Annotated in this window: 12 protein-coding genes; all 12 read right to left on the bottom strand. The window is 38.2% G+C overall.

Translation table 11 applies throughout. From position 1 onward, the window contains the following. Positions 1-8 precede the first annotated feature (8 nt). The gene (locus KO521_RS05810; protein WP_215938961.1) at positions 9-2549 is read right to left on the bottom strand and encodes a glycoside hydrolase family 2 TIM barrel-domain containing protein; all 2541 of its coding nucleotides are present in this window, start codon (positions 2547-2549) and stop codon (positions 9-11) included. A gap of 96 nt (positions 2550-2645) precedes the next feature. Next, the gene (locus KO521_RS05805) at positions 2646-3665 is read right to left on the bottom strand and encodes an L-rhamnose/proton symporter RhaT (protein WP_215938960.1); all 1020 of its coding nucleotides are present in this window, start codon (positions 3663-3665) and stop codon (positions 2646-2648) included. Positions 3666-3725: 60 nt separating this feature from the next. After that, complete coding sequence (locus KO521_RS05800) at positions 3726-4769, bottom strand: aldose epimerase family protein (RefSeq protein ID WP_215938959.1); 1044 nt, start codon at positions 4767-4769, stop codon at positions 3726-3728. A gap of 36 nt (positions 4770-4805) precedes the next feature. Next, complete coding sequence (locus tag KO521_RS05795) at positions 4806-5900, bottom strand: mandelate racemase/muconate lactonizing enzyme family protein (RefSeq protein WP_215938958.1); 1095 nt, start codon at positions 5898-5900, stop codon at positions 4806-4808. Further along, positions 5901-7355, bottom strand: a complete 1455-nt coding sequence (aldA, locus tag KO521_RS05790) for an aldehyde dehydrogenase (RefSeq protein ID WP_252729880.1) — start codon at positions 7353-7355, stop codon at positions 5901-5903. It abuts the gene before it with no gap. A gap of 10 nt (positions 7356-7365) precedes the next feature. Continuing rightward, positions 7366-8757 (bottom strand): sulfatase, encoded by a 1392-nt coding sequence (locus KO521_RS05785; protein WP_215938957.1) that lies wholly within the window; start codon positions 8755-8757, stop codon positions 7366-7368. A gap of 46 nt (positions 8758-8803) precedes the next feature. Continuing rightward, positions 8804-9568 (bottom strand): SDR family NAD(P)-dependent oxidoreductase, encoded by a 765-nt coding sequence (locus tag KO521_RS05780; RefSeq protein WP_215939565.1) that lies wholly within the window; start codon positions 9566-9568, stop codon positions 8804-8806. 30 nt (positions 9569-9598) lie between these two features. Further along, the gene (locus tag KO521_RS05775) at positions 9599-10615 is read right to left on the bottom strand and encodes a zinc-dependent alcohol dehydrogenase (protein ID WP_215938956.1); all 1017 of its coding nucleotides are present in this window, start codon (positions 10613-10615) and stop codon (positions 9599-9601) included. Positions 10616-10631: 16 nt separating this feature from the next. Further along, entirely contained in the window at positions 10632-11777 is a 1146-nt protein-coding gene (locus KO521_RS05770) for a glycoside hydrolase family 117 protein (RefSeq protein WP_252729874.1), read from the bottom strand. Between the two features lie 124 nt (positions 11778-11901). Continuing rightward, positions 11902-12591, bottom strand: coding sequence for a helix-turn-helix domain-containing protein (locus KO521_RS05765; protein ID WP_194535373.1), 690 nt, complete (start codon positions 12589-12591; stop codon positions 11902-11904). 283 nt (positions 12592-12874) lie between these two features. Then, a complete protein-coding gene (locus tag KO521_RS05760; protein ID WP_194535374.1) occupies positions 12875-13672 on the bottom strand; it encodes an IclR family transcriptional regulator in 798 nt (265 codons plus the stop codon). A 93-nt stretch (positions 13673-13765) separates the two neighbouring features. Then, on the bottom strand, positions 13766-15397 hold the full coding sequence (locus tag KO521_RS05755) for a tetratricopeptide repeat protein (RefSeq protein ID WP_215938954.1): 1632 nt from the start codon (positions 15395-15397) through the stop codon (positions 13766-13768). Positions 15398-15410: the final 13 nt, after the last annotated feature.

Genomic DNA, 15410 nt, shown 5'->3' with positions numbered 1-15410 from the left:
TTAGTACTTTAATCATTTGAATTGACCCTCAATATCACCTCCCCTGTTTTCAAACCTTCGGACGTCGCGGAAATCGTTACAATGTCTGCTTTTAGATTTGATTGTAAAATGAGTAACGCCCTACCCTGATCGGTTACAATTTTATTGGACTGAAAATCTTGTACATTTCTTTCCGAGCCATTATCCACACCTAGCAATTGTACATCGCCGTCAATTGTGAAAGTAATTTCGGAATTTAGATGCTTCACAGGAGTACCGTCTATATCTACAATTTGGGCAATTATGTGAGCTGCATCATAGGCGTTGGCCCTTAATTCAGTCTTGTCTACGGAAAGCTGAACAGCATGAGGATCTTTCGCCGTTTTGATTTGCGCAGCTGCATCCACTTTTTTGCCATCAATATAACCTTCAGCCCGTAATTCACCAGCTGCAAATGAAACGGACCATTTGTAAATACGGTCTGCAAAATCATCAAGCTTTTTTCGACCTAAAGAAGTATCGTTTAAAAAAAGTTCTACTTCATCACAATTAGAATATACCTCTACCACGGTTGGCTCATTTGCATCGTAATTCCAATATTCATTGGTATCATGCCAAAACCATAATGCTTCTTTCCAAGCATCTTTCTTCTTTTCGACAGGTTCTCCCAAACTATTCAACTTAAAAATAGATTTATCTAAAGATTGCGTGGTAATATATAAATGTGGAGAGTCATTCCAAAGGGTTTTCATCATATGATACGAGGTTTTTTCAAAACCTGCGGAATTCAACAATCCACTATTCGTGCCTTTTTTAGGCCATCCTCCATTAGACTCTCCCATATAATCAATTCCCGTCCAAAGAAAAAGACCGGAAATAAAAGGGCGCTCCATAACCGCTTTCCATTCATGCCACTGCGGAAGATTTTCAGTTCCCATGATTACCTTGTTCGGATAATTTTTGTGTCCGTAATCATAAATTACCCGGCGGTAACTATAACCTACAACATCTAATGCATCCGTGTAACCTGACAAATGACTAGCCGACGGTAAAATGCAATTAGCTGTTACATAACGCGTGGTATCCAATTCCTTCGTCCACTTTGCCAATTTTTGCGCAGTTTTCCCTATATCGTACTTTTCTTTGGGCAAGGTCTTAAGTTCTTCTTTAATTTGTTCTGGAGTAAATGGTGGTTCGGAGAAAAAGTAATTGCCTTGCCAGCCCATATTATTGAAAAATCCCGTAGCATCGGCATTTCTAGGGTAAGTCCATTCAATCTCATTACCAATACTCCACTGTATAATACTGGGATGGTTTCTATGCGCCAATATGGTATTCTTCAAATCTTTTTCGGCCCATTCTTGAAAGTGCTCCGTATAACCACGAGTAACATAATCTACACTTTGCTCATTCATGTTTTTTCTTTTGTCCTTTGGATTGTCCCATTCGTCAAAAAACTCATCTTGTACCAAGAAGCCCATCTCGTCACATAAGTTCAAAAACGCTTCAGAACCGGGGTTGTGAGACATTCTAATGGCATTACAGCCCGCTACTTTTAGCTTGGTCAATCGTCTTCTCCATACATCATCGGGAACAGCAGCTCCTACCAAACCACCATCATGATGAAGACAGACCCCCTTTATTTTCATATTTTCCCCGTTAAGAAAAAAACCTTCGTTAGCATCAAAACGGATAGATCGTACTCCAAAAATAGTTTCCTCTTGATCTATTATTTTACCATCTTCAACTACAGAAGTAAAGGCTTTGTACAGATATGGATTATCTACCTTCCATAAATTAGGTTTTTCAATTGTTAAGGAAAGTTGTTCTTTGGAATTTTTATTTCCCGCAATTGCCAAATTGATTGTTTTATCACTGACTTTTTTTCCATCAGCGTTATAAATTTCAGTCCGTACATCAACTTTTTTATCCTTTGGAAAATCGTTTTCAATTTCAACGGAAACTGAAACCTCTGCCCTATTATCATCAATTTTAGGTGTGGTAACGAATACGCCCCAAATAGGAATATGTAGTTTATTTTTGACCAAAAGTTTTATATCGCGATATATACCGGAACCCGTATACCAACGACTATCAGCATAGCGAGTTCTATCTACTTTTATTTCTATTAAATTGGAATCTTTTTCTGATTTTAAGTAAGATGATATATCGAAGTAAAAAGGAGAATATCCATACGGATGAAAACCTACTTTTTCTCCGTTTAAGATTACTTCTGAGTTGTTATAAACCCCATCAAACAAAACATATGCTTTCTCATCCGGTTTTAATTGAAGTGGGAATGTTTTCTTATACAAACCTGTACCACCCGGAAGGTATCCTGTGGCCCCTTCTCCATTTATAGAATCAAAAGAAGCTTCTACGCTCCAATCATGTGGGAGTCTTACATTTTTCCATTCCGCAGTTTTTCCGGTGGTATCCATCAACTTAAACTGCCAATCAAAATTGAAATCTCTTTTTATTTGCGCTAATTCTGTTTTAGATTGATTCTTGGTATTACAAGATGTTAACAAAGCACCAATCAACGTGAAATATAATAGATAATTTTTCATAAGCTAAGTGTTTACTTTATGAATCAAAAAAGCCCAATTGAAAAGCTAATAACAACTGGGCTAACTACTAAAAAAAAAAATTAAAAAAAAGTTATTTTACCCCAAACCGTTAGCATAGGCCACAATTACGATACCTGCAATCATACAACTAAGTCCGCCATACAAAAAGTTCCTAGCTTTTGGCGAAGCGCTTACCCATTCTTTGGTAATTAGACCACTCACAATTGCCGTAGCAACACAAGCCGTATTAAAGATCGCATAACCAACTGTATTTCCTGATTTTCCAAGTTTAAACGCAGCATACGCAAAAAGAGCCGAGGCAGCATAATGAAAAACTGCCATAATCAATATAAGAAATAGGTTCTTGCCAAAAGCGGGCGTTTTAAAATCTCCCCAAGCCTTTTTAGCATTTAGCTGCCATAAGAAATAAGCAGTCATTACAATACCACCACTTAGAAATATAGGAAACATTACAGCTACAGCAGTTATCCAATCTGCATTTCCCTGTGCAATACTTGCCTTATGTAAATAAGGTCTTCCTGCTGCATTCGCATAACTAAAACCTGTAGCTAAAAGTCCTCCTACTACGGCAATCATAATACCGGTTACCATAGAGCCCTTGGTAGATTTACCTTCGGCAGATGCTATTTTTGCTTCATCTTTTTCACGGGTAAGACCAGCTTTACCATTTAGGATAACACCTAATAAAACCACTAGGATTCCTATTAGAATAAAGGTCAATACATTGGAAGGTGGCAAACCGTCTTCTATAAACGGTAAAAGCGAACCTACCAAAATAATGGTGCCTATGAAGATTGAAAAACCAAGTGAGAGCCCTATATGGTTAATTGCCTTACTCCACATCATTACACCAATTCCCCAAAGGAAACTGGTTAGACCCATTTTAATCCAAATATCTGTTGGCATGTTACCGAAAATCTCTCCAAAACCCTGAATAAGGGTCACTGATGCTATAATGGGCACCACGAACATAGTCAGGAGAAAAAAGAGACTCCACGTATTTTCATACTTGAATCCTTTTGTAAATTTTTCAGGGAGGGCATAGAGTCCCAACATCAATCCAGCGAAAATCGCCCATAAAACTCCTTCGGTCATAACTTGAATATTTAATTGAAGTCAAGTTTACCACTACTGGTTTACCCGACTTTATTTGATTTACCAGTTGAATTTAAAAATAGTAGTACTGTCATAAGATTCTCCCGCTTTTAAAATACTCTTAGGAGCGTTCTTTATATTCATTCCGTTAGGGTAGCGATGAGTTTCACAACAGAAGCCACGGTACTTTCCGTATTGCAATCCAGATTCGCGTTTTAGTTCGTCAGACGTGTATTTACCCGTATACAATAACATGCCAGGCTCTGTGGTAAAAATTTTCAGTGAACGGCCACTTTTAGGTTCTGTTATTTCTGCCACTTTACCCAGATCAAAACCTTTGTCTTCAAATAAGTAAAAATGCTCAAAACCATCTCCCATAGCTTCATGGACTTCTTTTATAGTCTTTGCCGTTCGTAAATCATCGGCTTTGCCAGCAACAGAAATATTCTCTCCTGTAGCTGCCCCGGTCTCATCCCAAATTTGTTTGGTATCCGAGTTTACCATTACGGAGTGACCCTCAACATTTTCAGCAAAACCAGAAAGATTAAAATACGAGTGATTGGTAATGGTGAAAGGTGTGTCTTGGTCGGTTATTGCACCATATTGAATTTTAAGTTCATTGTCATTTGTCAATGTAAAGGTCACTTGAACCGTAATATTCCCCGGGAAGCCTTCTTCTAAATGAACACTTTTAAGTTCCATTTGAATGTTGGCCATTTCTTTTGAAAACGAACTTACTTCCCATATTTTCTTATCAAAGCCTACTTTCCCTCCGTGAAGATTATTCTCACCAACAATTTTAGCCAGTTCATAATCCTTTCCGTTCAAAGAAAATTTAGCATCTTTTATTTGCGAACAATAACGGCCTACAGTCCCTCCAAAATATGGCGCATTTGCTTTGTAGGCATCAGAAAAATAACTTTCGAATGTATCAAAACCACAAACGATTTCTTCTATTTTCCCATTTTTATTCGGTAGGAGAATTGAAGTTATGGTAGCTCCAAAAGTTGAGATTTTTATGCTAACCCCATTATCATTTTCCAAAGTATATTGGTAAATAGCTTCTCCATCAAGTACACCGAAATCCGTTTGCGTTGTTTTCATTATCGTAAGCGTTTTGAAATATTTTAATTCGATGTTTTATTTGGATTGATAAGGAGCTAATTTCTCCCAATCAAACTCCACTCCCACTCCTGGCGAATCTGGTGCCACAGCAAGGTGGTTCTCAACAACCAAGGGTCTGGTAGTATACTGGTCAATAGGAAAACTATGTACTTCTAACCAACCTGAATTAGGTTGCGCAGACACTAAACTTACATGTAGCTCCTGCATACCGTGCGAACAAGCTGGAATGTTATGTTTATCTGCCAATCTCGCAGCTGCCAACCAGCCTGTAATACCGCCACAATTTGAAGCGTCCGGTTGTACAAAAGACAATTTTGCCTGATCCATAGCATATTCAAATTCATGAATCGTATGCAGGTTTTCACCCATGGCCAACGGGAAATCCGTAGCATCTGAAATTTGAGCAAAACCCATGTAATTATCCGGTATGATAGGTTCCTCAAACCAAGTTATATCGTACTCCCGAAACTTGTTAATCGCCTTTATGGCTTTATCAACAGTCATGGAATAGTTGGCATCGACCATGAAGGTTACATCGGGACCAATGAATTCGCGAACCGCTTTTATTCGCTCTATGTCCTCATCTAAATTTTCACGACCAATTTTTATTTTCACAGCGTTAAAACCAGCTGCTAAATACCCTTCCATATTCTTTAAAAGTTTTGGAATTGGGAATTGTAAATCTATTCCACCGCAATATGCTTTACAGGTATTACCCGCTCCTCCGGCCATTTGCCAAAGTGGCTTTTCTGCTTTTTTACAACGGATGTCCCACAAAGCAATATCAATAGTAGAGACGGCAAATGAAACTATACCACCACGGCCCACATAATGCATGTGCCATTCCATGAAATTATAGATACCTTCTACATCAGTTCCATCTTTACCAATTAAAGCGGGTGCTATATCATAATCCACCATGGCCTTAATGGAATTCCCACCTTTGCCACCGGTATAGGTATATCCTGTTCCTGTGCTTCCGTCTTCTAAAGTAATGGTGGAAGTAATTAGCTCAAAATGCGTATGGTCTCCATGTTTGGCATCGTTCATGACTTCCGGCAACGGAACTCTGAACAACTTACAATCAACCGATTTTATACGTGTACTCATTTATGCTTTGTGTCTAATGTAAAACGTCTTTTTCTCCATGTACTGCTCAAAACCATACTTACCATCTTCACCACCAGAACCACTTAGTTTATACCCATTGTGGAAACCTTGGTGTTGCTCTCCATGACCACGGTTTACGTAGATTTCTCCGTACTCCAGCTCATCGTTACACTTCATAATAGTGCTCATATCGTTGGTAAATATCATAGCGGCAAGTCCGTATTCACAGTCATTGGCATACCCAACCACTTCTTCAAAAGTTTTGAATTTTAAAACTGGAAGAATAGGTCCAAAAGACTCTTCGTGAACGATAGTCATGTTTTGCGTTACATTGGTCAAAACCGTTGGTTCAAACCAATACCCTTTTTCAAAAGCACTCCCTTCTGGTTTTTTACCACCTGTAGCCAACGTAGCACCTTCTTCAAGACTTACAGCTACCAAATGTTCCATATGCTTTAATTCAGCTGCATTTACTTTTGGTCCCATGTCTGTATCTTCCAACATTGGGTCACCTACTTTAATAGCCTTTGTTTTAGCAATGAATTTTTCCATGAAAGTATCGTAAATACCTTCGTGTACATACATTCTTTCATTACAGGTACAAACCTGTCCACAATTATCAAAACGTGAGTGTAAAGCCGAGTCTACAGCGGCATCAATATCTGCGTCTTCAAAAACAATGAAAGGAGCCTTACCTCCAAGTTCTAACTGCACATGGGTAAGATTTTGCGCCGCAGCCCTAGCAATTGATTGACCAACTGGCGTAGAACCTGTCATGGTCACCATTTTGGTAATAGGACTCTCAACAAGTGCATTACCCATAGCTCTACCAGGACCTGTCAGAATATTGATAACCCCATCTGGAATACCTACTTTCTTGGCCAAATTACCCAACTCTAAGGTTGCTAAAGGCGTTTCTGAAGTCGGTTTTATAACGATAGTATTTCCAGCAATCAAAGCAGGTCCTAATTTACGACCGGCCAGTGCCAACGGAAAGTTCCAAGCGGTAATAGCAACTACAACCCCACGAGGTATTTTTTGAATCCAGATTTGCTCGTTCGGGTTGTCAGACGGAATGATATCTCCTTCAATTCTTCTAGCACCTTCACATGCGTATTCTATAAATGAGGCAGTTACTGCTACTTCGCCTTTGGCAACTTTAAGCAATTTACCTTGCTCCTTAACCAAAAGCTCAGCTAAGAAATCTGAGTTTGCTTTTATTTCATCTGCTAGTTTATACAGAAGATCGGCACGTGAGCGAGCAGGTAGTTTTTTCCATTCTTTTTGAGCCCTATCAGCAGCATTCAACGCCTGATTTGCCTCTTCGACAGTTCCATTCTGAACTCTTGCTACTATTTCTTCAGTAGTTGGATTTACAATGTCTATGGTCTCTCCTGACGTAGATGTCACCCATTCTCCGTCAATAAATAGTTGGTATTCTTTAATTGCTGACATGTTCCTTTTTTTAATTATGATTTCTATATGTATCCATTCTTGTAGCTGCTTTGCCTTCGAATCTTCTTTCTAATTGCCAAAGCGGTCTTTCTAATGTAAGTTCCCAATCAAATAGCTTCTTATAAAGCTCACGTACTTTTTCAGGGTATTTGGAAGCCAAATCATTTGTTTCGGCTATATCCTCCTTAATATTATAAAGTTCTGCTGGCCGATCAGGAAAGCGTACCAGTTTCCAATCATTTTGCCTGATGGCTCCTCTATTTTCCTTTTTCCAATAAAGTACCTCGTGAGGCTTTCCATTATTTTTTCCTTGTACATATGGAATTAAGTCTACCCCATCCAAACCTTCAACAGCGTTTACATCACCACCTGCTGCGTTCAAGAAAGTTGGTAAAAGGTCTAATGTGCTTATAGGATTATCATAAACCGTGTTCGGTTTTAACTTTCCTGGCCACGACATTAAAAACGGAACGCGAATGCCACCCTCTAAATGATTTGCCTTGGTACCGCTCAATGGGTCGTTCAACGATTCGTTTGCATCAGACGGTCCACCATTATCATTGGTAAAAACTATAAGCGTGTTTTTATCCAGACCTAGTTCCTTAATATGATCAAAAACTTTCCCACAAGCTCTATCCATTGCGATGGCCATTGCCGCCAAGGTTTTCCTTTTACCGGTAAGCCCTTGCACTTTTTTCAAATCTTCTTCCGTTGCTTCCATTGGAGTATGTACCGCATTAAAAGCCAGATAAATGAAAAATGGATTCTTTTGGTTTCTTTCCATAAACGAGTTGGCCTCTTCTGCCAAATCATCTGTTAGATATCCATCGTGTTCTTTGAAATCCCCAAAGCCCCTCTCCAACCTATCCTCATCCCTTTTGAGTTCATTATTGGTTCCATAAGGCATATAACTTCTTGCTCCACCACGAAAACCATAAAACTCATCAAAACCTCTTTTAGTAGGATGAAAACGGTCCGCATTACCTTGATGCCATTTTCCGAATATCGCCGTTTTATAACCTTGTTCTTTGAGATAATCGGCCATTGTCTTCTGGTCCAGCGGAAGCCCCATATCATCTCCGGTAATTCCGTTTTTACTCATCAGACCAGGTACGTTGTTCTCTTCAAAACCGAATTTTTGCTGATACTTTCCAGTTAAAAGTCCAGCACGTGATGGGCCACAAACCGCTGCGGAAACATAAGCCTGAGTAAAAATCACTGAGTTTTTGGCGAATTTATCCAGTTCAGGAGTCTTGAATTCTTTGCTTCCTTGAAACCCAAAATCTGCATAGCCTGCATCATCCGATAGTATAAAAACAATGTTCGGTTTGTCTTGTGCCCAGCCATTTATAAGCGCAAAAAAGGACACTAAGAACAAGAAAACCTGTCTTGGCAATTTCATTTTTCAGTATTTTTTATTGGAATTTTTACTCCTCTGTTTAAGGTTATTATCTACCCATCCAACCGCCGTCTACCAACATAGTAACGCCGCTCATGTAAGCTGCCGCCTCTGAACTCAAAAACACAATAGGACCTGCAAAATCTTCAGGTTTACCCCATCTACCGGCCGGTATTCTAGATAAAATAGATGCCGATCTATCTGGGTCATTTCTTAAAGCTTCAGTGTTGTCCGTGCTGATATAACCTGGAGCAATTGCATTTACATTTACACCCTTACCAGCCCATTCATTAGCAAATGCCATAGTCATTTGTCCAATAGCACCTTTACTAGCTGCGTAACCAGGTACTGTAATACCACCTTGGAAGGTTAATAATGAAGCCGTAAAAATAATTTTACCTTCACCACGAGCTACCATTTCCTTTCCAATTTCACGAGTCAACACAAACTGTGCTGTTTGGTTTATTTCAATAACCTTATCCCAATACTCATCCGAATGCTCTACTGCAGGAGCCCTCAATATAGTACCTGCATTATTCACCAAAATATCGATTTTTGGAAAGTCGTTTTTCACTTCTTTGATGAATTCATAAAGCGCTTCCCTATTCCCAAAATCGCACGTGTACGCCTTAAATTTTCTGCCGGTAGCTTCAACTTCCTGCTCTACCATACTCCCGTGCTTCTCCAAAGAAGCACTAACACCTATTATGTCTGCACCTGCTTCTGCCAAAGCTACTGCCATAGCTTTACCAATTCCTCTTTTACAACCGGTTACTAAGGCTGTTTTACCTTTTAGGCTAAATTGATTTAATATACTCATTTTCTTATGCGTTGTTTCTCTTTATTATTGTTGACAATCCATAAGTACTTTCATACCATCAGGGTTGTTATCTATGTTCTCAAATACTTGTTGAATATTGGTTAATGGCTGCACATCCGTAATCATATCCTCAAATGGAAGATTGTTGGCAGTAATTAGCTCAATTGACTTCTCATAATCTTCCTTCTCATATACACGAGCTCCAATTAAGCTCAGTTCTTTCCAGAAAAACTTAAAGAGGTCAACAGGTTTTTTCTCTCCATGTATGGCCACCATTAATATTCTACCACGAATACCAGCTACCTCACACATAATATCCAAAGCGGGCTGTACACCGGCCACTTCAAATACCACATCCGCACGACGGTTATCCGTTTTTTCTTTTACGTATTCAACCAAATCAACTTTCATAGGATTCACTGCATGTAACCCCATTGATTCTGCCTTTGCTATTCTTTTTTCATTTACTTCTGAAATAATAACATTTGCCCCCACGTCTTTGGCAACCATAGCTACCAAAAGACCAATTGGCCCACCACCAAGAACAACGGCAGTTTCACCGGCAACTAATCCACTTCTGCGAACATCATGCGTTGCAACTGATAATGGTTCTATTAAAGCTGCCAATTTTAAATCAGTCTCTGCTTTTAATTTATGAAGAACGAATGAAGGTACATTCCAATATTGTTGCATGGAACCAGGACTATCTATACCAATGAATTTTAATTCTTCACAGATATGGTTGAATCCCTTGTCAGAGGCTTTAACTTTGCGATCATCCAAAGGACGAACCACAACCTTATCTCCAACATTGTAACCTTCAACGCCTTCACCAATAGCGTCAATTACACCTGACATCTCATGGCCGATAGTTTGGGGCATGTCCACCCTTTTATCCATCATACCATGATAAATGTGTACATCCGTACCACATACGCCAGAGTACGCTACTTTAATTCTAACATCGCCTTTTACAGGCTGTTCAATCTCCTTCTCTATTACAGAAAACGTTTTGTCTCCTTTGTAAACCGTTGCTTTCATTAACTTTGTTTCTCTATTATTTTTTTTCACCTTTTGCGGTGTGTGATGTTTTTCGCTGAGAAGTAAATCTCATAATACTTTGGTAATCCCCACTGTTGTAAACGTGTGTCAAGCCCCATCTTAAAATTTCTGTTGGTTCCTTTTCTGCATCCGCTGTTCTATTTAAACCAATGGCGTGGGCATTAACTCCCGGAATAACCGACTTAATTTCGAAATTGATACCATCCGGAGCCCATTGAATCGTATTTTTCTCAGGACCATCTGTAGTAATTAAAGCGGCTATACCGCCATCGTAAGGCCAAACACAAATCTCATGACCACTATTACTTATTGGGTTATAAGGCGATTTCACATAAGGTCCTTTAGGATTGTCCGCAATGGCAACACCATGACGAATCTGTCTGCCTCCAAAAGTAATTTCCTCACCCATTTGCTCCCCTTTGTAGTACAAGTAAAACTTACCCTTATAAGGAAGAATACAAGGATCGTGTACTTTATGACTATCAAAGTCGCCTTTCTTTTCAACTAAGTGACGGTTTTGTTCTTCGCCCTTCCATATTCCATTGTCCGCAGGACTCAAAATTGGCTCTTCACTCTTCGTCCAAGGTCCGTTGGGAGAGTCAGCCCAAGCTAAACCAACCTGATTTTTTACACGAACGTTATATGGAGATTTTACAGTTTGGTAGCACAGGTAGTATTTGTCTTCCCATTTCATGATTTCAACCGTAAAAACAGAACGATCATCATAGGCACCTTTCTCACCACGAGTAACAGCTGGTCCTTCTTCTTTCCACGTCCAGCCATCTTCTGAAGTAGCATACCAAATATCACAACGGTCCCAAGGAAATACCTTTTCGGTTTCTATATCTCCTCCAAACCCTTGAGTGGGGCCAGTACTTCTTGTATACCATACATAGTACTTTCCATTCTCTTTGATAATTGCACTGGGATCACGACGAACAACTCCTTCTTCATATGCCAAATCACCCTTTAAAGGTTCTAGTTCATTAAACTGAATAAACCATTCATTACCTAAATCCGTTGGCCATTTCAATGCTCTTTTTGATGCAGCACTTAAATGATTCGTATCGGTTATACCAAGGTGATCAATTTGTTCTGGGGTAAATGTCACCTTCTCATCATTATCTGAAGTAGATTTCATTTCATTAGTAGTTTTGGGAGAGTTACAGGCCGAAACCAGGACCGCAGCGAGAATTAAAAATTGTGAGTATTTGTTCATGATTATCAGTTACTTGATCTAAAATTAAATATACATATTTTCTCTACTAACTAGCACTACTCAACACACTGTAATCAGATGGCGAGGTACCATAAAACCTTCTGAAACATTTGCTAAAATAATTAGGGTCACTAAAGCCTACTTGATAACTAACCTCTGCTATGCGCAGTTGCCCTTTTTCCAGCAATTCACCCGCTCTAAGTAACCGTATATTTCTCATGTAATCTTTTGGAGCATGTCCTGTAAGCTTTTTTAATTTTCTAAAAAAGGTAGATCTACTGGTATTCATATCAAAAGAAAGATCATCAACCCAGTACGTATCATCAGACATGTTTTCCTCCATGTACATAGTTATTCTATTTAAAAAATCCTTATCTCTTGCATGCAGTGATGAAAATTCCGTAACCTTTTTTTCAAATAAAATTTTTCTCTTCGTGGCGTTCTTTAAAACCATTTTATTTTCGGCTTGGTCTTTAAAAATTTTGAAACGGTTGGTCAAGCTATTATCCGTCTCCGTTTCTAAAACTTTAATTTTCAATCCTAATGAATTTAACGCCCCTAATAGAATAGCGGGCATATTTAATCCTTTGCTAAAGACTTCATTATAAACTGAAACATCGGTTCCGCCATTATCAATAAAATCAACTTTTATACGTAGTTCTCCATTTTCAAACACTCCTACGCCATTTTGCGCAGTACCAAGAGCATTCTCTTCTTTAAAAATAGTTGCTTCCATAAGGTGTTCTTTTTATTCAAATATGAAACTAGTTTCTTATTTGAACCAAAAATATATAAAAAATTGATATATCGATATTATTTATATGTGTTTTTTTAAGATTTCTTTCACAAGCACCCTTAAAAAAATCAAAATGGAGATTTCGCCTACAAACCAGTAAAAGAGCTCATATGGACGTAGACCTATTAAAATAGGCGGTTTCATGACGTAAATACGGCCATGATAAACTAGTTCACTTACGCCTTTGGGTGAGTGAACTTACTTTGTAAAATTGATGAAATGACTATACCGATTGGGTCAGGTACCCTAATTTTGCAGAAATTTTCATAGCATATTTCTGAATAATCTTCCCTTTAGTCTCAAATTGAGAAGCTGGTAATCTACCATAAGGGGCCGTAATCCAAAGTGCTGCAACGGGGTAACCGTGTTCATTAAAAATTGGTGCCCCTACGCAATTAATTCCCTGAATATCTTCGCTATTATCAATAGCATAGCCTTTACTTTTGACTTCTTTTAACATTACCTTAAACTCCTTTTTAGAAGTGATGGTATTCTCCGTATACTTGGTCAGTGTTTTGCCTCTTAAGGCTTCATCTGCTTCTTCACTAGGAATATTGGCCAATATACATTTACCCCCAACAGAGCTGTGAAGATCAAACTGAGTACCTGGTTCAACAAAAAGTTTTACGGGATATGAAGATGGTACTTGTTCCAAAATAGTTCCTGTAGAGCCTAATAGCACACCAAGCATAACGGATTCTTTAAGCTCGTCTCGTACAGCACGCATTACATCTATAGAATGCTCTACCAAACTTTGTTCGTTCATAGAAGAAATGCCTAGCGTTAACATCTTTCTAGAAAGGGTTATTTTTTTTGTGGTCTCGTTCTTTTGAAGATAATTTTTAAATATCAAAGTACTGACAATACGAAAAGCGCTTGACTTTGCAATGGACAGTTTTTCAATAATTTCTGCCAGAGTAAGGCCTTTTGGCTGAGTGGCCAATAGCTCAATAATAGATAGTCCTCTTTCTAAATTTGGGACATTATAAGTTGATTTTAACTCTACCTTCTCTTTCTTCATTACACAGAATATTGCCGCAATTTAACACCTTTACTAGTGTTTTTCCTAAAATTGTAAGTAGTTCTTTCAATTTGACTTACAATTAGCTAATTGCTAGAGCGATGAAATATATTCCTCCAAATTTACACCTCTATCTAATTTCATCTTTTTTCGTACTCTATACCTCGTTGTATGAACAGATTCTACAGAAATACCAAGGAGCCTGGACATCTCCTTACTGGAAAAATTTAATTTTATCAGAGCGCATATTTTCTGATCAGCTTGGCTGAGTTTTGGATACATGGTGGTAATCTTATGATAAAAAGTTTCATTTACTGCTGTAAACCGAAGCCTAAACTCCTTCCAATTATCGGATCTATTATGAGAAATAGATTTGAGCACTTGCTTTATTTCCGGTTTTTCTGTGGTGCTTTCCAACTCTTTTAACCTGTCTGCAATATCCTTTAAAAATTCATCTTTTTCAACCATTTGCAAAGCAGTAACCGCTAACTCTTTATTTTTTAATGCTAAAAGTTCTTTTCCCTTTTTAATTTCCAATTGCTTGTTCTTATTCAAAAGTTGTTTTTCCGCTAGATGTTTGGCCCGTATGTATTGAAAAAAACCAATTCCTATGAGTATCAGAAAAATAAGGGAGCCAAGCAAAATAATACGTTGAAGGAAATAGATTTCATCTGCCTGCTCTAATTTTTCCAAGCGCTGTTTCCGAACTAGCCGTTCTTGATTTTCTTTTTCAATTCTAAATTCGTCTTTGATCTCTAACAGACTTTGATTTAGTGCTGTTCTACTATCAAAAAATTGTGCGTCGATCTCTTTTGCTTTTTTTTGATTTTCAAAAGCTTTCTCAAACTCGCCATGGGCTTCAAATAGATTGGCTAATTTTTCATGGACTAATGAAGAAAAATCAACATGGCTATTATATTTTCTTGATATATCTAGAGCTTTTTTATAGTAGGTTTTACTCTGTTTATAGTTGGATAAATTTGCATATACGTCACCCATATCGGAATAGACCAAAACTAAATAGGAGGGTCTTTGCTCTATAAACCAAGGCTCTAATTCCTCTAATAATTGTAATGCTTCTTCGTCTTTTTCATTTACCGATAATTGAAACGCTTTTTCAAAATGAAGATAAGCCATGGGTAATTGACCATTGGTAGGAGCATAATTAAGGAAACAACTATCTAGATAAATTTTTGCTATTTCTGGCTGATTCAGCACTCTATGTGTTGCACTCAGTAGGTAATAGTTTCGTACTAAATCAGCTTTTTGCAACTGACCTTTTTCCACTAATTTGCGATTAATCTCAAGAGAGGTCTGCAAATATTTTAAGGCTTCGTCCTTCCGCTTAAAAAAACTATACAATCTTCCCAACCAATTGTACACAGAGGCTTTTAGCTCATCATTATTAGCCTTGTCTGCCAAAAATAATGCAAACCAAAGCGTGTCATAAGATTTGTTGTAATCTACGTGTTGTCCATAAATGTACGGCATCTCCAGCAAGGCTTTAACCGCATTTACCGTATCTCCTTTTTTTAAAAATTCCTCATGTTTACGCTGTAAAAGAACTAGAGCACTATCCGGGTTATCTCGCCTTAATTCTTTAGTTTCTTTAAAGAATAGTTTAGCTAAAGAATCGTGTTGGTTTTCGGAGTTTTGCTGCGCACTTAACTGGCTCATTGCCGTACAAAGCAAAAAAACAAATCCAAAAAGTAATATATTTCTCATTGGAAATTTCATT

It is taken from the genome of Zobellia uliginosa (assembly GCF_018860745.1).
Lineage (GTDB): Bacteria > Bacteroidota > Bacteroidia > Flavobacteriales > Flavobacteriaceae > Zobellia > Zobellia uliginosa_B.
The sequence above is the reverse complement of the archived record's forward strand: the minus strand, read 5'-3'. Positions and strand labels throughout refer to the sequence as shown.

Coding starts and splice junctions, on each gene's coding strand:
- KO521_RS05805 (WP_215938960.1), bottom strand. CDS start 3,665: ATGACCGAAGGAGTTTTATGGGCGATTTTCGCTGGATTGATGTTGGGA.
- KO521_RS05800 (WP_215938959.1), bottom strand. CDS start 4,769: ATGAAAACAACGCAAACGGATTTCGGTGTACTTGATGGAGAAGCTATT.
- KO521_RS05765 (WP_194535373.1), bottom strand. CDS start 12,591: ATGGAAGCAACTATTTTTAAAGAAGAGAATGCTCTTGGTACTGCGCAA.
- KO521_RS05795 (WP_215938958.1), bottom strand. CDS start 5,900: ATGAGTACACGTATAAAATCGGTTGATTGTAAGTTGTTCAGAGTTCCG.
- KO521_RS05770 (WP_252729874.1), bottom strand. CDS start 11,777: ATGAAATCTACTTCAGATAATGATGAGAAGGTGACATTTACCCCAGAA.
- aldA (WP_252729880.1), bottom strand. CDS start 7,355: ATGTCAGCAATTAAAGAATACCAACTATTTATTGACGGAGAATGGGTG.
- KO521_RS05785 (WP_215938957.1), bottom strand. CDS start 8,757: ATGAAATTGCCAAGACAGGTTTTCTTGTTCTTAGTGTCCTTTTTTGCG.
- KO521_RS05760 (WP_194535374.1), bottom strand. CDS start 13,672: ATGAAGAAAGAGAAGGTAGAGTTAAAATCAACTTATAATGTCCCAAAT.
- KO521_RS05810 (WP_215938961.1), bottom strand. CDS start 2,549: ATGAAAAATTATCTATTATATTTCACGTTGATTGGTGCTTTGTTAACA.
- KO521_RS05775 (WP_215938956.1), bottom strand. CDS start 10,615: ATGAAAGCAACGGTTTACAAAGGAGACAAAACGTTTTCTGTAATAGAG.
- KO521_RS05755 (WP_215938954.1), bottom strand. CDS start 15,397: ATGAGAAATATATTACTTTTTGGATTTGTTTTTTTGCTTTGTACGGCA.